The sequence below is a fragment of the Streptomyces sp. NPDC093510 genome (assembly GCF_040683555.1).
Taxonomy (GTDB): domain Bacteria; phylum Actinomycetota; class Actinomycetes; order Streptomycetales; family Streptomycetaceae; genus Streptomyces.
On record NZ_JBFBEE010000047.1, the window covers coordinates 21,959 to 41,157 of the forward strand.

A 19,199-nucleotide genomic window follows, 5' to 3' on the forward strand; every position below is an offset into this window, starting at 1 on the left:
GAGACGTGGTGGAACTTCATCGGCCGCTCCCAAGAGGACATCGAACGGGCCCGTGAGGGCTGGACGACCGGCGACCGCTTCGGTGTCGTCAAGGGTTACGACGGGGACCCGCTGCCCGCACCCGAACTGCCGACGGTGCCGCTGAAGCCGCGAGGTCGGGTGCGCTGACCTCCTCCTGTCCGCGGGGTGACCGTCCGGGCGGGCTCAGGGCGTGAGGGGGCGAGCGGGCATTATTGCGGGCCTGAACCGTCCTGGTGCTCATGCACTGCGGCCTGTGGCGGTTTCCGGTCGGGATGCCTTTGACCCAGTGACGAGGGTCCATGCGTCGATGTCCTGATAGCGCCGTGGGCCTGAGTGGCCTCTTACCGTGCTGCCGACCAGGTGGAGGCGTTCGGTCTGCCAAGGGCGCCCGGTGAAGCCGTCGAGGCAGGCGGCCGCAGCCGTTACGGACGCGTTGTCGTAGCGGCGAGCGCGGGCCAGCGTGAGGTGGGGACGCAGCGGACGCTCGGCGAAGGCGACGTCGCAGTCCCTGATCCGCGCCCGTACCGCTTCGGTCAACTCGTGCAGTCCGTCGAGATCGCCCTCGATGCCGCTCCACAGCACTCGCTCGTCGAAGTGCCCGCCACCGAGCAGCGACAGTTCGAGAGAGGGGCGGGTAGTCGCCAGATCGGCGAGGGGTGAACGAAGCCGCTGGACGGCCTGCACCGGCAGCTCGCCCAGGAACGCCAGGGTGATGTGCCAGTCCTCGACGCGGTTCCAGCGCAGGTCGGGGTAGGCGGCGTAGACCGGGTTCAGGGCGCGCGCCAGCTCGTTCTTCGCATGGTCGGGCGGGGCGAGGGCGATGAACGCGTGCTGGGTGGCGGGCTGGGGCGGTTCGGTCACGCATGTCTTCATACCTCATGCGGCCGCGCGATACCTCATGCGGTCGCGCGGCCGAAGCCCGACTGTGCCCGCGGCGGAGATCTGGGCAGGGGGCGCGCCTTTCGCGAGGGGGTCCACCTGCAAACGGCCGAGTTGTCCGCCGCGAGTGACGACAACGCGGTGGTGGCGAAAGAGTCGCGGGTGAGTGTGCGTTGGGTGCAACGCTGGCGCCGCGCCTGGCAGGACGGCGGGGATTGCCGTCTACGTTCCAGGGGTTCAACCCATTACCCCATCGCCCATCGCGCAGATGCTGCGGCGCCACGGCTGGAGCCACCAAGTCCCGGCCAAGCGGGCCCAGGAGCGTGCGTCTCCGTGGTCACTGGTCACTGGCCACTGATCCGGTGATCGGCGCCGGGCAATACCGCGTTCAGCGACCCGGACCGTCTGATCCGGTCACTCCGCCGCACGCTCCGCGAGATTCAGTACCGCCCCGGACTCATCGACGCATGCCGCGCCGCAACCGGCCTCCCCCCTCACGACAACACGCCCACAGCCTCAGTGAGCCCGGGCGGCGGGCAGCAGTACCGAGACGTCCGGCTCCGACCGGGTGTCGAAGCCGCCGGTGACGGTCAGGCGATCGAGGTCGACGACGACGATCCGGTCGCCGTCGAGCAGGGACACGTACGCCACCGCCTCGTCGGGGTGGAGCGAGACGGCGGCCGGGATTCCGTCGAGCTGCAGGGTGCGCAGGGGACGCAGGTCGGCGGTAGCGCACACCGTGAGCGTGTTGCCGACGATGTCCGTCACGAGCAGCCGGTCCTCGTCGAGGGTGTAGACCCGCAGCGGGTCGCCGCCCACCTTCCGGCTCCGCTTCACCTTCATGGTGCGCGCGTCGACGGCGACCAGGGCGGGACTTCTGCGAGCGCCGACGAACAGCGTCTTCTCGTCCGTGCTCAGGCAACTACTCTCCGGCAGTTGCCCCGGTGTCACGAGGACCGGGGGTACGGAAGCGTCGTACGGCCTGACCAGGCTCACCGTGTGAGACAACAGGCCGGTGACATACGCCCGTTCACCGTCGCGGGTGAGGGAGAAGAGATGGGTCTTCACCCCGTGCGTCGGCACCGCCCTGGTGGGCGCCCGGTCGGTGGCCGGGTCGTCGAAACCGAGCAGCACCGCCTTCTCCTCGCTGAGCGCGTACAGCCGGTCCCGGTTGTCGATGCCCATGCCGTGAACGCGGTTGTAGGGGCGGATGTCGATGGTCCGGGACAGGGCCCGCTCGTCGAGGTCGACCACGAAGACGGCGGCGCCGCCCTCGCCGACGGTGGAGGCCATGCGGACGCCGTAGTGCCCGACGTAGGCGAAGCGCCGTCGCGAGTCGACGACCATCTCGTGGGGGTAGTCGGGCAGTTGGACGGTCCCCAGACGTCGGCCCGACATGACGTCGTAGAAGCTGACCGCGTGGCTGCTCTTCTCCACCACCAGCAGCACGTCACCCCGGGCAGCGGCCCGGGAGGCGCTCGCGGCAGACGCCGGGAGACCACCTGCGAGCGCGCCACCGCCCGCTGCCTTGACCACCGTACGACGTGCCACCACGGCCCCCACCTCGTTTCCTCGACTCCGAACACTGTGGCCCCAGGAGCCTCTGCGAGGACCTTGCCCCTCATGTCATGTGACGCAGGTCATACACATGGCCCGATCGGTTCGTGCGGCAACGCGGGTCATGACTGGGGCATCACCCGCGTACCCGTCCGCGTTCATGTGAGGAGCAACGGACATGGACCGTGCACAGGTTCTGTCCTGGACGAGGGACGAGCGGCTGTACCTCGCCGACTTCACGCGACGCGGCTCGGGCGCGGGCGGCGTGGTGCGGCGCGGGTGATCTCGTCGTCCACAGTTCCGCGCGACTGCGGGCCCACGGACAGGACACCGCACGCCCCATGCCCGTGGAGCAGACCGTCGCGGCCCTGGGACACGTCGTGGCTGGCCCCTTCTACGGAGCCAGGAAACGCCCGCGGAACGTACGCCTGGTGGCGACCGACGCGGGCTGATCGGCGGGACCGGGCCCAGACGAGGCGCGCGGCCCCGCGGGTGACCTGCTACTGCCCGCGACCGGGCGCCCGGCGGGGCTGGCCGGAATCTCGGGGACGGGCGCATCGCGGCGGTGCTGCCCCACTGCCCCCGGGGCTCTCCCAGGGGTAGCTCCGGCTGCACCCCGTGCCCCGCCCGGAAGCGACCTGCGGGAAACTATCGGCACTGGAAAAGCTCCGCCGAATTGATCAAGGGGAGTGTGCCGACTGAGGACGTGGCCGACTCGTGTGCCGGCCCACCGACGTGGCCCCGGGCCTGTGCCGCCCCCGCCCGAGGGGCGGGGGATGAGCAGGGAAGAAGAGAGCACCCGCACATTCGTGGAGCTCGCCGACACCTTGGCCGACGACTTCGGCGACTTCGACGACATCGTCTACGCGCGGCGGCTGATCTCCCGCTGGCGCGAGATCCTCGACGCCGCGGACGCCGCGGCCCTGATGACCTCTCCGGGGACGCACATGGGCGCCCCCTTGGTGTACGGCTGGTGCACGGCGACGGTTCCGCCCGGACCGCACTGCTCGATGTGGCCGGGCACGAGGGCCCCGCCCCGTCGTTCGTTCCGTCCCGCTCCGGATGACGGGTGGCCGGCAAACGCGGGGAAGTCCCCCAGTGGCGATCACTTCCCGGGCGAGGGTGGTCAGCGGCTGCCGGCCGCTGCGCGCGTGGCGGCGCAGGGTCTCGCAGGCGTCGCCGGGGGGTCATGTCGTGACCGACTGAGCATGTGGGCGGGCCCTTCCCCGCCGACCGCGGCCGGCGCTCCGGGCCCCCGCGGCCCACGACCCGGTGCTCGGCGACGGGTATAGAGGCTGATCACGTGGCACCTACCGAAGACCCGACGGACGAGAGCGGCACCGCGACGGACCTGCCGTCGTTCGCGGTCCAGTTGCGCCGCATGAACGGCGAGCTCAATCGCGTGGTGCACGCCTTCGCGGCCGGCCAGGACCTGCACGCCACCGATGTCCAAGCGCTGAGCGCCATCCTGGATGCCGACGAGCCGAGGACCCCGGGGCCCATCTTCCTGATGTCGCGGGTCCGCGAGGAGTCCGTACGACATGGCACGCGTGAGGGAGCCCTGCGCGGGCTGACGACGACCGGCGGTGTCATCACCTCGGCCGGTGTCGTCCTGGCCGCGACATTCGCCGCCCTGGGCGTCATCCCTTTCGCGTTCCTCCTCCCGATCGCCTTCATCGTCGCCTTCGGCGTCCTCCTCGACACCCTGGTCGTACGCTCACTCCTCGTTCCCGCGCTGATCCGCGACATCGGCGACACGGCATGGTGGCCCGGGCGCGTCTGAGCGCACCTGGACGGGGTCCTTGTGGTCCGGGTGCGTCGATGGTGTTCGTGGCACGCGTGTGGCAGAAACAGGCTATGCAGACCCCCTGTCGGCTCGCCTCCATGTGGCGGGGCTAAACGTGATGTGAGGGGGCATGGTCCGGCAGCTGACCGGAAGGAAACGGTTGCCCCCGGGCGCTCGCGGAAGGCCCGGCCGACGCCAGGCGGCGAAGGGGTTGGTGTGCGGGGCTGACGGAACCAGGTAACGTCTTTGTCATGTTCTTCCAGACGCCGATTCACGAGTGAGCGCGTGATGGCCCCCCGCTGACGTCCTTCGACGTCGCCGCGCCAGTCCCCCACCGATGAACCCGTAGATCACTTCACATCATTACCGGGAGAACCCGTGACCGTGAGCAAGAACATCAACAACCCCGTGGGCCAGGGTGGCGGCCAGCGCAAGAAGCTGTCCCGTGCCGAACGGCAGAACAACGGTCCGCACCGCAATCTCGACCGCCAGACTGCCGCCGACCAGAAGGCGGAGCTGGTGCGCAAGATGCGCGAGAAGGCAGGCGCGGCCGACAGCGCGGGGCAGACGGGCGACGACACCGCACAGAACTGACGCACCGCCGCCGCAGGGCGGCACCGACGGGGCAGGGCCCGGACTGCGACGCGCGGTCCGGGCCCTGCTGCCCTACCGGCCGGCACCGCTCAGCTCTCGGCCAAGCACCCGCGTCTCAGCCGATCCTCCGGGGCACGGGCACGGGCACGGGCGCGGGCAGATTCAGCAGCCCTGTACCTCACACCACCCCGGGCGCCACCTCTCAGAAGAGGTGGTGAGCACGCGGAGTTCCCGGCCTGTGAGGGTGACGCCACTGCTCACGTATCTCAGGACCAGGATCACCGGTTCCGGGCATGCAAGGCATGCGAGAGCGCGCTCATGCTGATGTCGACGATCGTGCGGAGCTGCTGCTGGCTCGCCCCGGTCCTGCTCATCACGGCCAGTGACTGGTTGACCGCCGCGAGGTGAACCGCGAAGTCGTCGGCGTCGCCCTCGGTCAACTGCGCGGCGTTCAAGGCGGTCCGCAGCCGCGCGTGCTGAACGCCCAGAGCTTCGACCGCGCGTGCGGCGACGGCGGGGCTGAGTACCGGTGTCGCCATCGCGGTCTGGGCGACCAGGCATCCATCAGGTACCTCGGGGTCGGCGATGCGCTGCAGGGTGACCTCGAAGAACGCCCGTACTGCCTGGAGCGGTTCCTCGGAGGCACGCGAAAGTGCCTGGTCGTACCTGGTTCCGTACCGCGCGGCATAGCGGTCCAGGCAGCGAAGATAAAGCGAGTCCTTGTCGCCGAACGAGGAGTAGATGGAACTGCGGTTCAGTCCGGTCGTCCTGGAGAGGTCGTCGAGAGATGTGTCGGCGTATCCGGCTCGCCAGAACTGGACCATCGCCGCGTCGAGCGCGATGCCCACGTCGAACTGCTTCTTCCCGGCCATCACGCATGCACCTCGTCCCCGGATCAGCAGTTGCGGCCCTGCCCATCCTATCTTGAACTAGTCAGTCCAAGATGCGGTAGGTTCCATACATGACCGACGACGCCATAGCTCCGAACCGCTCCTGCGACCAGAACCCGGTCCCCGAGTTGCCGCTGCACGACCTTGCGGGTTTCACTCACCGCTGGGTCGACGCGGAGGGAATCCGACTGCACGCCGTGGAAGGTGGCCGGTCGGCCGGTCCCACCGTCGTCCTGCTCGCTGGATTCCCGCAGACCTGGTGGGCTTGGCGAAAGGTGATGCCGGGCCTTGCCGAGCGATTCCACGTGATCGCGATCGACCTGCCGGGGCAGGGCCACTCCGACCGCCCTCAAGGGGGCTACGACACGCACACCGTCGCTTCGCGTGTCCAGGCCGCTCTGACCGCGCTCCGTGTGCCGAAGTACTGGCTTGTCGCCCACGACATCGGGGCCTGGGTCGCCTTCTCGCTGGCCCTGAAGTACGAAGAGCACCTGCACGGCGTCGCTCTGCTCGACGCCGGCATTCCCGGAATCACCCTCCCGGACTCCATCCCAATGGACCCCGAACGGGTGTGGAAGACCTGGCACTTCGCGTTCCACCTGGTGCCCGAACTGCCCGAGACTCTGCTTACCGGCCGCGAGCGTGACTACGTCGGCTGGTTCTTGAAGGTCAAAGCTCTTTCCCCGACCACGTTCGACGAGGCCGAGGTCGACCATTACGCCGCCGCCATCGCGGCCGAGGGCGGGCTCCGAGCGTCTCTCGCCTACTACCGCGACGCCGCGGAATCAGCGCGTAGAAACCAAGACGCCCTCGAACGAGGGCACTTGACCGTCCCGGTCCTGGGAATCTCCAGCTCCCACGGCTCGATCCCCGACATGGCCGCCTCCATCAGCCCGTGGGCAGAGAACGTGACCGGCGTCTTCATCCCACAGGCCGGACACTTCATTCCCGACGAGCAGCCCGACGCAACTGCGGACGTGCTGACCGCGTTCATCGATCACGAGCGTGTCGGATAGTTCGCCATCACGAGACCCTCGGCACGCTCAGGCAGCGGCTCGTCTGGAGTGGTGGGCGTCGACCATGCGGCGGACCACACACTGAGGCTCACCGAAGCCGAGCCGGGCACCGCCCTGTGCGACGTGGTGGTCAAGGAGTGTCTGTCGTCTTCCCGCAGCCGTTTGATTTCTTCCGCCACTTCCGCCGACATGAGATGGCTACGCAGAGTGGCTATCTGCATGGGTTAACAAGCCCAGAGGACGTCCGTGCCGCATGGCGCGGCCTGGTCTGTGGGCGATGTCGACGTAGTGGGCGTAGTCGCCGCCGCGGGTGAGGTCGCGCAGCCGGGAGATCGCTGACCTTGTTGTGGTCGTTTTGAACGGCGTGGTGGAAGCAGAGAGCCAGTTCCAGTGCTGCGTTGGCGGCTGTCGGTCCGGTGTTGCTGATCTGGGTGCGCAGGAGGCGTACGGGTTCGAGGCTGCTGAGTGCCCCGGCGTCCCGGACGATGGAGGCGGTCTTCGTGGTGAGGGCGGTGGCGCGCAGGTCGAGCCCCGTGAGCAGCTGGTCGGCGAGGTGGAGTTCGTCGTCGGCGGCGTGCGCCGGTAGGTCTGCGGGCTGACGCGGGGGGTGCGTTTGAAGCGGTCACGAAAGGTGGTGGGTGAGCCGAAGTCGACCTGGCTGCCGATGCGCTCCACGGAGTGCTCCTTGGTTTCCAGCAGGTGCTGTGCCTGGCGGATGTGGGCCCGGCGGAGCCACTGGAGCGGCGTGGTGCCGGTCTGGTTGCGGAAGCGCCGGATCAGGGTTCGGGTGCTGGTTCCGGCCCGCTCGGCGCCGTCGGCAAGGGTGAGGTCGCGGGCCAGGTTTTCCTGTAGCCAGGTGAGCAGCGCCTCAAGCTCGGAGCCCTGCGGTGTGGGTGCGTGGTCGCAGACGATGAACTGCGCCTGCCAGCCCTCCCGTTCGAGAGGCATCACTGCGGGCGGGCGGCGTCGGCGGCGGCGACGGCCGAGCCGTGGTCACGACGGATCGTGTGCAGACACAGGTCCATGCCCGCCGCGGCGCCGGCCGAGGTGAGTAACTGGCCGTTGTCGACGTGGAGGACGTCCGGGTCCACGTCGATGTCGGGGTGGGTGACAGCCAGAAGACCGGCCGCGCGCCAGTGGGTCGTGGCGCGCAGTCCGTCGAGGAGCCCGGTGTCCGCCAGGGGGGAAGGTGCCGGGGAAGGTGTCCACGCAGATGGAGGCGATCCGGGTGCCGTCGGCAGCGGCCGACCGCGGCGCGTCGTGCACGGCGGGAGGGAGTGGGGCAGCGAGATCGGTGACGCCCGGCACGATGATCGTGTCCGCACCCTGAAGGCCCTCCAGACCCCAGGGGGGCACGCAGGGTGAAGGCTCCGGCGTCGACCACCGATCCCGATCCGGTGGATGCCGGCAAGCATCTGAGCCGACTGCTGGACCAACGCAGAACGCAAGCGGACGATGCTGCTCCTCGACGACGTCCGGACAACCCCGCAACTCGAACCCATGCGCGCAGCAGGCCGACGTGTCGACCACGACGCGCCGCTTGCGCCCGTTGACCAGCTTGCCGCCGCCGAACCCGGAAGCCTCCTGTATCAGGGCCTCCTGCTGTTCGGCGATTCGACACGAACGAGCTGTTCAGGAGGCCCTGTTCGAATGCACCAAGTGCTTCACGACCACACAATCGGAACTCCCGTCCGACGCACACCCCTCAAGACCGGAAAGGCGACGGCTTCTCATAGACACCAACGAGTGACAAACCGTCCCCTATGCCCCCCTTTTGGTGTTTACACGGTGACCCACAGATAAACAGGTGACGGGCAGGGGGAGGTGAGGGCGTGGTCGGCGAACTGGCGGAAGTCGTGCTGCCGGAGCCGGAGCCGGAGCCGTCGGCCGAACGGCTGCTCCCGGAGTGGCATCTCGCGGCTGCGCGTGACTGGCTGCCACACCAGTTCGTGCCGTGGGGCTCGGCGCCGGACTTCGACGGGTCGCTCAAGACTTTGTCCCAGGAATCGGCGCAGTCGACGCCGTCGCAACCCGTGCAGAACGCGTTGATCATCAATCTCCTCACCGAGGACAACCCGCCTGGTCACCACTTCGAGATCGCGACCCGCTTCGGGCGGGATGGTGCCTGGGAGCTTGGCGTGATGTCGACGACCGGATTGGGTGCGGCCGGGCGACAGGCGCAGGACCGACTCGGTCAGCACGTGGAGTGGCTTGAGACGCAAGCTCCCCGCGCGCGTGGCCTCAGACGAATGAACGCGGGCAGCGCCGCAGGGCCTCTCGCAGCGAGGAAACAGGAGATCCAGGCATGAGGCAGGCGGCGGAAGACGCGACGGAGTCGGCCCTTCCCGAGGAGTTGGTGGCCCTGCTGACCGGCCACCTCAATGTAAAGGCGGATGCCGGTGAGTTTTCCGGCAGGACGACGTTTGAGAGCCTCGGCCTGGACTCGCTGTCGCTGATGGAGTTGGTGGTGGCGGCGGAGGAGGAGTACGGGCTCGTTCTGCCCGAGAACGCCCTGGACCTGCGCCCGTCTTCGACCCTGGGCGAGGCGGCGCGGGCGTTCGAGCATGCGCGCTGAGATCGCGGTCACCGGACTGGGCCTTGTGACTCCGGCCGGGCATACGGTGGAGGCGAACTGGGCGGCTTTGTGCCGGGGGCGCTCGCTGGCCGCGACGGATCCCGACCTGGCGGGGCTACCGGTCGACTTCTCCTGCCGGGTGACGGACTTCGACGCCGAGACGGAGCTCGGCCGGGCGTCGGCGCGGCGCGTGGACCGCTTCATCCAGTTCGCCCTCGTCGCCGCCCGGCGGGCCGTCGCGGACGCGGGCCTCGATCGTCGTACCTGGGAAGCGGAGCGGGTCGGTGTCGTGCTGGGCGTGGGATCGAACAGTTTGAGTGCGTACGTCACTGAGTTCGGTCACCTCGGCGCCGGGCGGCCGGGGCGGGTCTCGCCCCTCGCGCTGCCGCGCAGCGTTCCGAGCATGGCCGCGGGCGAGGTCGCCATCGACCTGGGCGTGCGCGGCCCCAACTTCACCACCGCCAGCGCCTGCGCGTCGGGCGCCACCGCGATCGGAGTGGCCCGGGACCTGCTGCGGTCGGGTACCTGTGACATCGTGCTGGCGGGCGGGAGCGAGTCGGCTCGCTCGCGCATGACGGCCACGTGCTTCACGCGGATGCGGGCGCTGTCCCGGCGCAGAGCTGAACCGGACCTGGCCAGCAGGCCGTTCGACGCGCAACGTGACGGCTTCGTCCTGGGCGAGGGTGCCGGCATCCTCGTCCTCGAACGCGCCCGCGCGGCTCGGGCCCGACGGGCCCCCGTCCTGGCGCTGCTGCGGGGCTATGGTGCCGGCGCCGACGCGCACCATCCCATCGCCCCGCACCCGCAGGGCGATGGCGCGGTCCGCGCCATCCACACCGCTCTCGCGGACGCCGGGTGCGGGCCGGGGAACGTCGGCCACATCAACGCGCACGGTACCTCCACCCCGCTGAACGACGCGGCCGAGGCACGAGCCCTCGTCCGCGTCTTCGGTGACGATGGGCCGCCGGTCACCGCGTCCAAGGGCGTGATCGGGCACGCGCTGGGGGCGGCCGGGGCTATCCAGGCGGCGTACACGGTTCTCGCGCTGCGCCATGCGGCCGTCCCGCCGGTGGCGAACTTCGATGGCCACGACGGGGACCGCAAGCTGGACATCGTCGCCGGACGTCCCCGCCCCACGCGCGGCGACGCGGGGATCAGTTGCTCCTTCGGCTTCGGCGGCCAGAACGCCGTTCTGCTGTTCACGGCTTCCTAGTGGGAGCCGGGGGAGCCAGGGGAGCCGGGGGAGCCAGACGAAACGTCCGGGTCGGATGCGAGGCGGAGGCATACGGATGGATGCGCATGCGGCGCCGGGCCTGGCGGGTGGTGGTGAGTGCCCTGCTGGCCGCGGTGTGCGCGGGAGCGCTGGCCCCGGTCGTCTTCCCGGCGCTGAGCACGGGCGGCGCGGTCGCGCTGGACACAGAGGCGACGCGCGCCAGACAGCAGGCAGAGCGGCTCGGCGTACCCTCGCCCGATCTGTTCCTGGCCGTTTCACAGCGCACCGGCGACGAACGCGAGACCCGCGTCCGGGACGGCACCACAGCGGTGATGGAGAAGCTGGCCGGGCAGCGCGACGTCAAGACCGTGTGGTCGGCACAGACCACCGGCGACACATGGCTGCGCTCCAAGGACGGACGGACCCAACTGGTCGCCGTACGGCTGCAGGGGACGGACAAGGAACGTAAACAGATGGCGCCCGATGTGGTGGCGGCGGCCCGCTCGGCCGCCCCACGGATGCGGGTGGAGCCCAGCGGCGAGGTGTGGGCCAACCGGGAGATCGACGAAACCATCGCGCGCGATCTGATCCGGGCCGAACTGCTGGCCGCGCCGGTACTCTTCATCGTCCTGGTCTTCGCCTACGGGTCCGTGGTGTCCGCGCTGCTGCCCGTGATCGTGGCAGCGCTGGCCATCGGCTGCACCATCCCGGTTCTGGGCCTGCTGGCGCAGGTGACCGACGTTTCCCGGGTCGCGGTGAACGCCGCATCGGCGATCGGTTTCGGCCTGGCCGTCGACTACAGCCTCTTCCTGATGGCCCGCGTAAGGGAGGAGACCGCGCGGGGCGCGGACCTTCACACGGCGCTGGCGGCCGCCCGCCGCTCCAGCGGCCGTTCGGTGGCATTCTCCGCCGCCGCCGTCACCGTATGCCTCGCCAGCGCCTTGTTGGTGCCGGTGCCGATGCTGCGCGCACTGTCCCTGGCGGGCATGACCGTCACCGTGCTGGCGGCGTTGGTCGCCCTGACCGTGTTGCCCGCCTGTCTGCGGCTGCTCGGCCCCCGGGCCCAGACGTGGGACCCGCTGGCGCGGTGGCGGCGTGCCCATACCGGGGACGTAAGTCGTTTCTGGCATCGCACGGCGTCCACGGTCACCGCACGGCCCCTCCTGGCGGGCGGCCTGGCGGTGCTGCTGCTGGCCCTGCTGGCCCTGCCCTTCACCCGCACACAGCTGGGCGTTGTGGACGAACGCACGCTGCCTTCGTCGGCTCCGGCTGCCGCCGCGGCCGAGCGTGTACGCGCCGAGTTCACCGCGCCACCGGAGCGGCTCCTCACCGTGGTCGTCACCGGACCGCGGGCGACGGACGGTGCACCGGCTTACGGCGACCGACTCGCACGCGTCCAGGGAATCACTGGTGTCCGCGTGATGCGTGCGGCTCCGTCCGGTGAGGCCGTCGTGCTGCTGGCGGCCACGTCCGCCGCCCCCGGCACGCCGGAGGCTCACATCGCGGTGCGCGAGGTACGCCAGACCCCCGCCCCGGGAAGCGTGGCGGTGGGCGGGCGAGCCGCGGAGGTCGTCGACACGGAGGGCGCCGTCCTCGCCGCCCTCCCGTGGTGCCTGTTTCTGCTGGCTGTGGGGCTCCTGGCTCTCCTCGGCGCCTTCACCCGTGCCGTGGTCGCCCCCCTGAAAGCTTTGATCGTGGCCGCCGCCAGCCTTGGGGCGAGCCTCGGCGCGCTCGTCGTTCTCTTCCAGGACGGCCACGGCAGCGCAGTACTCGGCCACTTCACGGCGACGGGAACGCTGGACGCCTCGACCCTGCTGTTCGTCCTGTTCATCGCGCTCGCCCTGTCGGTGGACTACGAGGTCTTCCTGCTCGGCCGTATCCGGGAGGAGTACGACCGATGCGGAGACAACCGCTGCGGAGACAACCGCACCTCGATCATCGAGGGCGTCGCCCGCACCGGTCGACTGATGACGTCCGCTGCGGCAGCCGTGGCGATTTCGACCGCGGCCATGGCCACCTCCCACGTCGCCCTGCTCAAGTTCATCGGCGTCGGCGTCGCACTCGGCGCGCTCGTGGACGCCGTCCTGGTGCGGGGAGTTCTGGTGCCCGCCGTCATGGCCGCCCTTGGTCCGGTGAACTGGTGGGCTCCGGCCCGCATCAGGTCTCCGTTGTTGATCACTACACCTGTGAAGAAAGGCGGAAGCTGATGCCGATGCGTAAGGCGACGCATGACGACACCCGGCAGTCAGGGGCCGCCGGCCCACAGGTGGCGGCGATCCAGACGGCCTTCCCGCCGTATCAGTACCGGCAGGAAGAGATCCTGGCCGCCCTGGCCCGCACGACGCTGCTGGAGTCCGAGATGGGCGCTCTGGTCCTCCGTAAGATCCACGCCAACTCGGGTGTGGAGACCCGTTCGCTGTCCCTGCCGTTGGAGAAGCTCGTCGAGCTCGCCCGCCTGGAGGACTTCACCGAGCAGAACCGCGTCTGGCTCGACACCGCCATGGACCTGGGGGAACGGGCGCTGACCGGCGCGCTGCGCACCGCGGGCATCCAGCCGGAGGAGGTCGACGCGGTGATCAGCACCACCGTCACCGGGCTGGCCGTGCCGTCGCTGGAGGCTCGGCTCGCCCACCGGGTCGGGCTACGGCCGGACGTCAAACGTATCCCGCTGTTCGGCAGCGGCTGCGCCGGAGGCGCCGCAGGTCTGGCCCGGCTCCATGACTACCTGCTGGCCCACCCCGACCAAGTTGCCGTCCTGCTCGCCGTGGAACTGTGCACACTGGTGCACCAGCTCAAGGACGGCTCCGTGGCGAACATCGTCGCCGGCAGCCTCTTCGGGGACGGCGCGGCCGCCGTCGTGGCCGTCGGAGCCCAGCGGGACGGCTGCCCCGCCGGCCCTGAGCTGGTGGACACTCACAGCCTGCTGGTCCCCGGCACTGAGGACGTACTTGGCTGGGACATCGGCTCCCACGGCTTCCGGATCCTACTGTCGCCCGAGGTTCCGACGCTCACGCAGAAGCACTTGCCCACGGCCGTCCAAGGGCTCCTCTCGCGGCACGCACTGGCGCCGCACCAGATCGCGAGCTGGATCATCCACGGTGGCGGACCGAAGGTCTTCACCGCAGTACAGCAGGCCCTGGGCGTGCAGCCCGGCGCACTGGAGCTCACCCGGCGCTCCGTGGCCGAGCGGGGCAACCTCTCATCGGTCTCCGTACTGGACATCCTGCACGCGGCCATGGAAACACCGCCCCCCGCGAACACACCCGGCCTGGTCGCCGCCATGGGGCCGGGGTTCGCCATCGAACTGATCCTCCTCCGCTGGTAGGGGCCGCCCGCCGCCACCGAAACCTGCCGACCGCATGACCAGAAAGGTGTCACGGACCGTGCCCGCCATCCCCGCAGACGTACGCATCTTGATCGACCTCGAGCCGGTGGTCGCCGACGCTCTCGACACGCACTTCCGGACTACCGTCGACTGGTACCCGCACCAGTACGTCCCGTGGAGCCAGGGCCGTGACTACGACGGTCTCCTCGAAGGGGAGCCATGGGACCCCTCCCAGCAGACACTGAAGGCGGCCGCTCGGGACGGCCTCCTCTACAGTCTGCTCACCGAAGAAAACCTGCCCAGTTACCACCGGGTGATCGGGGAAATGCTGTCGCTCGACGGCCCCTGGGGTGTCTGGGTCAATCGATGGACCATGGAGGAGGCCAGGCACGGCACCGCCATCCGTGACTACCTCGTGGTCACCCGCAGTGCCGATCCGGTGCTTCTGGAGGACGCCCGCGCCGCACATGTGCAGCACGGCTACGAGATCGACTACCGCGGCGACCTCATCGCCTCTCTGGTCTACGTCACCATCCAGGAACTCGGCACCCGCGTCAGCTACCAGGGAATTCGCCGACTGTGCGACGAACCGGTGTGCGGGGCTCTGATGCAGCGCATCGCCCACGACGAGAACCGGCACATGCTCTTCTACCGGACCACCCTCCAGGCGTGTATGCGGATGCACCCCGACCGAACGCTTCAGGCTGTGGCCAAAGTCCTAAAGACATTCCGTCCCCCCGGCCACGCCGCACCCGGCTTCGGCCGGCTGATCAGCTCCCTGGCCAGGTCGGGCATCCTCTCACCGGAGACCTACTACAAGGACATCGCCCTTCCTTTCGTCCGCATGCTCGGCGCCCTCGACACCACCGGACTCACACCGGTCGGACAGCACGCCCAGGAGGAGATCGCCGCGCACATGGAGGAATCAGCGGACCGTGCCGGCAGATACCGCGTCCTGGCCGAACGCCTCAACCGACTCGCGACCGTTTAAGACGAAGATTCCGCCGTCCGGGAGTGAGAAGGACGATCCGACATGTCTCTTGGCTGGATGACGATCCCCGTAAGTCTGTTCGTTCTCGTGACCGCGGTGGCCGTCGTGCGCCTGGTCGAACTGACAACCGCCCGTCGCAACGCGCGATGGGCCATCGACCGTGGCGGCGTCGAGTACGGGCAACGCCACTACCCCGTCATAGTCGCCCTTCATGTCTGCCTGCTCGTTGGGACCGTCGCAGAGGTCGCCCTCACCGGACACGCCTTCGTCCCTTTGATCGGTTGGTCGGCGCTGGCCGTCCTCATCCTCGTGCAGGCAGGCCGCGCCTGGTGCATGAGGGCGCTCGGCCCCCGATGGAACACCCGCGTCATCGTCGTGCCCGGGCTACCGCTGGTCACCACCGGGCCCTACCGTTGGATGCGGCACCCCAACTACCTCATCGTCCTGTTCGAAGGCATCGCCCTGCCCCTCGTCCACACCGCATGGATTACTGCCATGCTCTTCACCGTCGCCAACACGCCTTGGCTCGTTGTCCGCGTCCGCACGGAGAACGCGGTGCTGTGGCCTGCGGTGGGGCCGGCGGTGGGGCCTGCGGCGCGGGGCAGTTCGTGGAGCTGTTCGCCGATCTCGTCGACGGGCTCCTGCTGTTCGCGCTGCGCGTCACCTACCCGCACATCGTCGTGAGCCTCGATCGGCGAGGTACCGGGGCGTGGACCTGCGGGATGCGGTCGGCGCCGCGCGCAGGCCGAACGGACGGGGCACGACTCGGGGCACGAGTCGGGGCACGGGTCGGGGCACGGGTTTCAGGGAGATGACCATCCTTCGGGCGGAAGAAGACGGAACGTGGAGGTCGACCATGCAGTGCGCCGTCGCGGATGCGCTGTGGCACTACACCACCACCCCGGTCGCCAAGCCGTACTACGTGCGCGGGTGCATCCCGGACCTGGACGAGCCTCGGGTGACCGTCGCGCTGTGGACCGGCCCCGCGGCGCGCGAGAAGAAGAACCTCTTCCTGTCCATCCCGCTGGTGTCCGACGGCGTGCCCCTCTCGGCGACGCACGTCACCTTGGGGCTGCTGCGGCTGGGCCGGGGAACCCATGTGTTCGGCTTCACCGGCCACCGGTTCGACGGCAAGCGCGTCCTTGACGGCAGCGCGCTTGTCGAGGGTGTCGCGGCGGCTCCACCACCTGGGAAGAGTGGTGAACGGCAGGGGCCCAGGGGCTTCTATTTCGAGCGGCCGGGACGGTTGACGAAGTACTGAGTACGGAGCCGCCCCTGAGCCCGCGCGGGGCCCAGTGCCCGCCCATATTCCGGCACCGCCAGCCGCACCGAGAACTGCCAGATCGGTGTCTTCGCCGCCTTCGCTTACAGCGGCGGTCGGGCCGGAGGCCCTACCAGGTCGCCGCTGACAAGGCCTACAGCTCCTACGCTTCCGCGCCTACCTGCGCAGAGGAAGATAACTCCCAGGGCGACCACTGCAACGAGAAACGCTACTTGACCTCAGACGGGAAGGTCGGACCCGCCGCCCGGAGCCGCTATTTCTGCAGCATGGGGGTGGATCGCGCCGTCGTCATCGAAACTGACGCCGCCTCTGATACATCACACCTCGGGGGCTGTACCTGTAGGTGTTGACCTTGGTGCTGGACTCGTCCGCGACCGCGATGACGGAGCCGAGCGCGTCGGTGAGGTAGAAGTACGTCTTCCCGTCCCGGGGCATGGAGTTGAGAGTGTTCTGGTCGGTGGAGCCGTACTGGCAGGGCGAGTTGAGCGTGGCGCCCTTGCTCTCCGCTGCGTAGGAGAAACGTCCGGCGCCGTCGTAGGTGTAGGTGGTCTTCATTCCCGCGACGCTGTCAGTCTTGGTGCGGACCTTGTTGCCGTCGGTCTGGCCCCTCGTTCGCTTCCTGCCTAGTTCCCGGCCCGGGGCAATGCTGCACCCCGAGGGGCCGGGTGTGGGTGGGGAGGCGGGCTACCAGCAGCCCTCGGGCAGCTCGGCGCCGTTGTCGCGCAGATGGCCGAGGGCGGCCGCGAAGGAGTAGCAGTCGAACAGCGCTGAGTGTTCCTGTCCGGCAACGGGCTTGGGCAGTCCCAGTACGTGCCACAGGCGGCCGACGTTCGCCTGCGCCGTGGCCGGTGCCATGGTGTTCAACCAGGGGCGGATGTTGACGAAGGCTGCGTCGAGGAAGCTGTGCTTGAGCTGTTCGCCGCGGGCGCGCGCCCAGCCGACGTTCTCGCCGAGCACCACCATGTCGTTGCCGTAGGACAGGACGGTCTGGTCCCGGCAGAATCCCAGGAAGTTCCCCAGGGCCTCCGCGGCTGGGAGCCCGCCGTGGTCGACGGCCTGTTGGCTGATGCCGGTGAGCTCGGTGAAGTACGACGACAGCTCGGTGTTGACCGTGGGGCGCACGAGAGCCTCGTACTCTTCGATGACGGTGCAGTCGTCACGCAGGCGCAACGCGCCGATCTGTACGATCTCGCGCAGCTGGCCGGGCGCTGACCAGTCCTGTTCCAGCGCACGGGGCCACGAGGTGAATTCAAGGTCGAAGACAACGAAGGTAGACACCCTGACACCCTGCCCGTCGCGACCCCGGACAGCACGCCGGAGCGCGAGATGTCCGGCAGCTGTTAACGGTACGTGCAGAGGGCGTTGGCATGTACGGAGAAGGATGCCAGGACCGCTCCGAACGGAGCGGCCCGATCGAATCCGTCGTCAGCTCGAACCGCACGAAATCGCAGGTAGCGCAGGGATCCGTGAACCGTCACCACCCTCACCCGACGACAACGCGACCCAACCTCAGTAGATGCTTACAACTGTTCTTCGGAATCGGCGGTGTCTTTGAGGACGTCGCAGGTGTTCTGGAACTCCTCCATCAAGCGCGTGGCCTCCACTACCAGGACTCCGTAAGGTCGTGAGGCGTCTGCCAGTGGCAGTTCGTTGTCCTGTGCCGCGTCGAGGACCTTCTGCAGTGCTTCCTGTGACGTGCTGGCCAGTTGGCGCATCTGACGGACTTGCTCACCGAGGGTGTCGCTGTCGAGTTCAGCGAGGACGTGCGCGATGTCACGCAGGCTGGCGGCGAAGTCGGCGTACGCCGTCAGGGCGGGCCCGTAGGTGTAGGTGTTCTCCGTCTCGCGCCACTGGCCCAGGCTTCGAGTGAGCGAGCCCAGCTGGTACACCGCGCGTTCCAGGGCGTTGACGGTCTGGCGGTAGCGGCCGAACGTGAGATAGCTGCGGTGGGACGGCAGCAGGCGCCGAGGGTTGAAGGGCAGGCTGTTCTCCGCCGTGCTCAATCCGGCTCGGGCCTGGCCGACGGCACGCTGCGCGCTCTGTGCGGTCATCCGCCACTGTTCGGCGCGTTGGGCATCCACGTCACCGGTGCACAGGCCGTCGGCCATGTCGTCCAGCAAGGATTCGACCGCGCTCGCCAGGGAGTGCAGCCCGTACTCGGCGCTTCGGTAGCGCAGTGGGGGCGCGATGCACAGGTTCACGCCCAGGCCGATGGAACACCCGATCAGGACGAGGAGGACGATCTGGCCGAGCTGGGTGGCTTTGTCGCCGGTCGTGGTGGCTGAGGCGTAGGTGGAGAACGCGAAGAAGGCGGCGGTGGCCACCTGGGAGCGCTGTTCCCCCAGTGCCGGCCACTGCCCGATGCACAGGGCGATGACCGCGACCAGGACGAAGGCGAAAAGGTCGGGGCCCGCGAGGAAGCCGATCGCTGCCTGGACGGCCACGCCGACGGAGACCGCAGCCGCGTAGCGAAGGGCCTGCCACACGGATTTGTAGATCGTGACGTTCATGATCAGGACGGCGGAGAACGGTGCGAACGCCGGGGATGTGGCGTTCAGCAGATCGTGGGAGATCCACCAGGCCAGTGTCGCCCCCAGCGAGCTCTTGCCCACCAGCAAAGCCTTGTGGCGTTCATGGCCCGGCGCGCTGTACGCCCGCTTCAGCCATGCCACGCCGTTCTCCAGACGCCCGATCACTTCTGTGCTGCCCTTCTGCGTTCCGCACGTTCCGCACTGTCGACCTCGGAGTAGCCCGGGATTAGGCAACAATGTCAAATGCGGAGATCTATAAGATGTATCCATATACCTTCCGTATGCGTGTCATGAGTAAGTGCATGACCACGCCTTCGTGTCGGGTGACGACGAACTGCCCGGTGCCAAGCTCCTCGTGGCGGTGCCGCCGGGTTGCCCTCGAGGGAGCGCTTCGCCGCTCGGTCGGTATGAGGGACAGGGGCTACACACGAGAGAGCGGTGGCGGGCCGGGGGCGGCCGCCCCCCAGGGGTTGGTGCGGGGCCGTGTTTGTGTTGTGGCTTTTGGCGGGGGGGGTCGGGACCGTAGCTGAGCGGCAGGG

16 protein-coding genes and 4 pseudogenes are annotated in these 19,199 nt (G+C 69.0%); 13 read left to right on the top strand and 7 right to left on the bottom strand.

The annotated features are described in order from the left end of the window. Positions 1 to 6: 6 nt before the first annotated feature. Positions 7 to 168, top strand: a pseudogene (locus AB0N81_RS40920) (pirin family protein); the annotation flags it as partial. 90 nt (positions 169 to 258) lie between these two features. On the opposite strand, the gene thpR reads toward AB0N81_RS40920, so the two are convergent. Continuing rightward, on the bottom strand, positions 259 to 882 hold the full coding sequence (gene thpR, locus AB0N81_RS40925; protein ID WP_365367838.1) for an RNA 2',3'-cyclic phosphodiesterase: 624 nt from the start codon (positions 880 to 882) through the stop codon (positions 259 to 261). Positions 883 to 1,416: 534 nt separating this feature from the next. After that, a complete protein-coding gene (locus tag AB0N81_RS40930; protein ID WP_365367840.1) occupies positions 1,417 to 2,451 on the bottom strand; it encodes a YncE family protein in 1,035 nt (344 codons plus the stop codon). A 782-nt stretch (positions 2,452 to 3,233) separates the two neighbouring features. Here AB0N81_RS40930 and AB0N81_RS40935 point away from each other — a divergent pair. The 3 genes and pseudogenes from AB0N81_RS40935 to AB0N81_RS40945 all read left to right on the top strand — a co-directional run bounded on the left by AB0N81_RS40935 (position 3,234) and on the right by AB0N81_RS40945 (position 4,837). After that, a complete protein-coding gene (locus AB0N81_RS40935) occupies positions 3,234 to 3,749 on the top strand; it encodes a hypothetical protein (protein WP_365367842.1) in 516 nt (171 codons plus the stop codon). A 209-nt stretch (positions 3,750 to 3,958) separates the two neighbouring features. Beyond that, positions 3,959 to 4,240: pseudogene (locus AB0N81_RS40940) on the top strand (MMPL family transporter); the annotation flags it as partial. A gap of 381 nt (positions 4,241 to 4,621) precedes the next feature. Beyond that, positions 4,622 to 4,837, top strand: coding sequence for a DUF6243 family protein (locus AB0N81_RS40945; protein ID WP_365367844.1), 216 nt, complete (start codon positions 4,622 to 4,624; stop codon positions 4,835 to 4,837). A 278-nt stretch (positions 4,838 to 5,115) separates the two neighbouring features. Here the strand turns inward: AB0N81_RS40945 and AB0N81_RS40950 are convergent, their stop codons facing one another. Next, positions 5,116 to 5,709, bottom strand: coding sequence for a TetR/AcrR family transcriptional regulator (locus AB0N81_RS40950; RefSeq protein ID WP_365367846.1), 594 nt, complete (start codon positions 5,707 to 5,709; stop codon positions 5,116 to 5,118). 89 nt (positions 5,710 to 5,798) lie between these two features. Between AB0N81_RS40950 and AB0N81_RS40955 the strand changes: the two genes are divergently transcribed. Further along, complete coding sequence (locus tag AB0N81_RS40955) at positions 5,799 to 6,743, top strand: alpha/beta hydrolase (protein ID WP_365367848.1); 945 nt, start codon at positions 5,799 to 5,801, stop codon at positions 6,741 to 6,743. Positions 6,744 to 7,316: 573 nt separating this feature from the next. Here AB0N81_RS40955 and AB0N81_RS40960 read toward each other — a convergent pair. After that, positions 7,317 to 8,124: pseudogene (locus AB0N81_RS40960) on the bottom strand (helix-turn-helix domain-containing protein); the annotation flags it as partial. A 451-nt stretch (positions 8,125 to 8,575) separates the two neighbouring features. Here AB0N81_RS40960 and AB0N81_RS40965 point away from each other — a divergent pair. From AB0N81_RS40965 to AB0N81_RS41000, 8 genes are all read left to right on the top strand, one after another. Then, positions 8,576 to 9,052, top strand: a complete 477-nt coding sequence (locus AB0N81_RS40965) for an acyl-ACP desaturase (protein WP_365367850.1) — start codon at positions 8,576 to 8,578, stop codon at positions 9,050 to 9,052. Continuing rightward, a complete protein-coding gene (locus tag AB0N81_RS40970) occupies positions 9,049 to 9,318 on the top strand; it encodes an acyl carrier protein (protein ID WP_365367852.1) in 270 nt (89 codons plus the stop codon). The genes AB0N81_RS40965 and AB0N81_RS40970 overlap by 4 nt, the downstream gene beginning before the upstream one ends. Continuing rightward, positions 9,308 to 10,531 carry a beta-ketoacyl-[acyl-carrier-protein] synthase family protein gene (locus AB0N81_RS40975; RefSeq protein WP_365367854.1) on the top strand — a complete coding sequence of 408 codons (1,224 nt, stop codon included), beginning with the start codon at positions 9,308 to 9,310 and terminating at the stop codon, positions 10,529 to 10,531. The genes AB0N81_RS40970 and AB0N81_RS40975 overlap by 11 nt, the downstream gene beginning before the upstream one ends. 80 nt (positions 10,532 to 10,611) lie before the next feature. Beyond that, positions 10,612 to 12,738 carry an MMPL family transporter gene (locus AB0N81_RS40980; protein ID WP_365367856.1) on the top strand — a complete coding sequence of 709 codons (2,127 nt, stop codon included), beginning with the start codon at positions 10,612 to 10,614 and terminating at the stop codon, positions 12,736 to 12,738. Then, positions 12,738 to 13,856: a type III polyketide synthase gene (locus AB0N81_RS40985; protein ID WP_365367858.1), complete on the top strand. Its 1,119-nt coding sequence runs from the start codon at positions 12,738 to 12,740 to the stop codon at positions 13,854 to 13,856. The genes AB0N81_RS40980 and AB0N81_RS40985 overlap by 1 nt, the downstream gene beginning before the upstream one ends. Before the next feature lie 58 nt (positions 13,857 to 13,914). After that, positions 13,915 to 14,847, top strand: coding sequence for an acyl-ACP desaturase (locus AB0N81_RS40990; protein WP_365367860.1), 933 nt, complete (start codon positions 13,915 to 13,917; stop codon positions 14,845 to 14,847). A 57-nt stretch (positions 14,848 to 14,904) separates the two neighbouring features. Beyond that, complete coding sequence (locus AB0N81_RS40995) at positions 14,905 to 15,531, top strand: isoprenylcysteine carboxylmethyltransferase family protein (protein WP_365367862.1); 627 nt, start codon at positions 14,905 to 14,907, stop codon at positions 15,529 to 15,531. 172 nt (positions 15,532 to 15,703) lie between these two features. Then, positions 15,704 to 16,108, top strand: coding sequence for a hypothetical protein (locus AB0N81_RS41000; protein WP_365367864.1), 405 nt, complete (start codon positions 15,704 to 15,706; stop codon positions 16,106 to 16,108). Positions 16,109 to 16,447: 339 nt separating this feature from the next. Here the strand turns inward: AB0N81_RS41000 and AB0N81_RS41005 are convergent. The 3 genes and pseudogenes from AB0N81_RS41005 to AB0N81_RS41015 form a co-directional block, all read right to left on the bottom strand. Beyond that, positions 16,448 to 16,726: pseudogene (locus AB0N81_RS41005) on the bottom strand (hypothetical protein); the annotation flags it as partial. A gap of 87 nt (positions 16,727 to 16,813) precedes the next feature. After that, on the bottom strand, positions 16,814 to 17,407 hold the full coding sequence (locus tag AB0N81_RS41010; RefSeq protein WP_365367866.1) for an exonuclease domain-containing protein: 594 nt from the start codon (positions 17,405 to 17,407) through the stop codon (positions 16,814 to 16,816). Positions 17,408 to 17,649: 242 nt separating this feature from the next. Further along, positions 17,650 to 18,801 carry an aromatic acid exporter family protein gene (locus tag AB0N81_RS41015; protein WP_365367868.1) on the bottom strand — a complete coding sequence of 384 codons (1,152 nt, stop codon included), beginning with the start codon at positions 18,799 to 18,801 and terminating at the stop codon, positions 17,650 to 17,652. Positions 18,802 to 19,199 lie beyond the last annotated feature (398 nt).

Coding starts and splice junctions, on each gene's coding strand:
- AB0N81_RS40950 (WP_365367846.1), bottom strand. CDS start 5,709: ATGGCCGGGAAGAAGCAGTTCGACGTGGGCATCGCGCTCGACGCGGCG.
- AB0N81_RS41000 (WP_365367864.1), top strand. CDS start 15,704: ATGCAGTGCGCCGTCGCGGATGCGCTGTGGCACTACACCACCACCCCG.
- AB0N81_RS40985 (WP_365367858.1), top strand. CDS start 12,738: ATGCCGATGCGTAAGGCGACGCATGACGACACCCGGCAGTCAGGGGCC.
- AB0N81_RS40935 (WP_365367842.1), top strand. CDS start 3,234: ATGAGCAGGGAAGAAGAGAGCACCCGCACATTCGTGGAGCTCGCCGAC.
- AB0N81_RS40970 (WP_365367852.1), top strand. CDS start 9,049: ATGAGGCAGGCGGCGGAAGACGCGACGGAGTCGGCCCTTCCCGAGGAG.
- AB0N81_RS40975 (WP_365367854.1), top strand. CDS start 9,308: ATGCGCGCTGAGATCGCGGTCACCGGACTGGGCCTTGTGACTCCGGCC.
- AB0N81_RS40980 (WP_365367856.1), top strand. CDS start 10,612: ATGCGCATGCGGCGCCGGGCCTGGCGGGTGGTGGTGAGTGCCCTGCTG.
- AB0N81_RS40995 (WP_365367862.1), top strand. CDS start 14,905: ATGACGATCCCCGTAAGTCTGTTCGTTCTCGTGACCGCGGTGGCCGTC.
- AB0N81_RS40955 (WP_365367848.1), top strand. CDS start 5,799: ATGACCGACGACGCCATAGCTCCGAACCGCTCCTGCGACCAGAACCCG.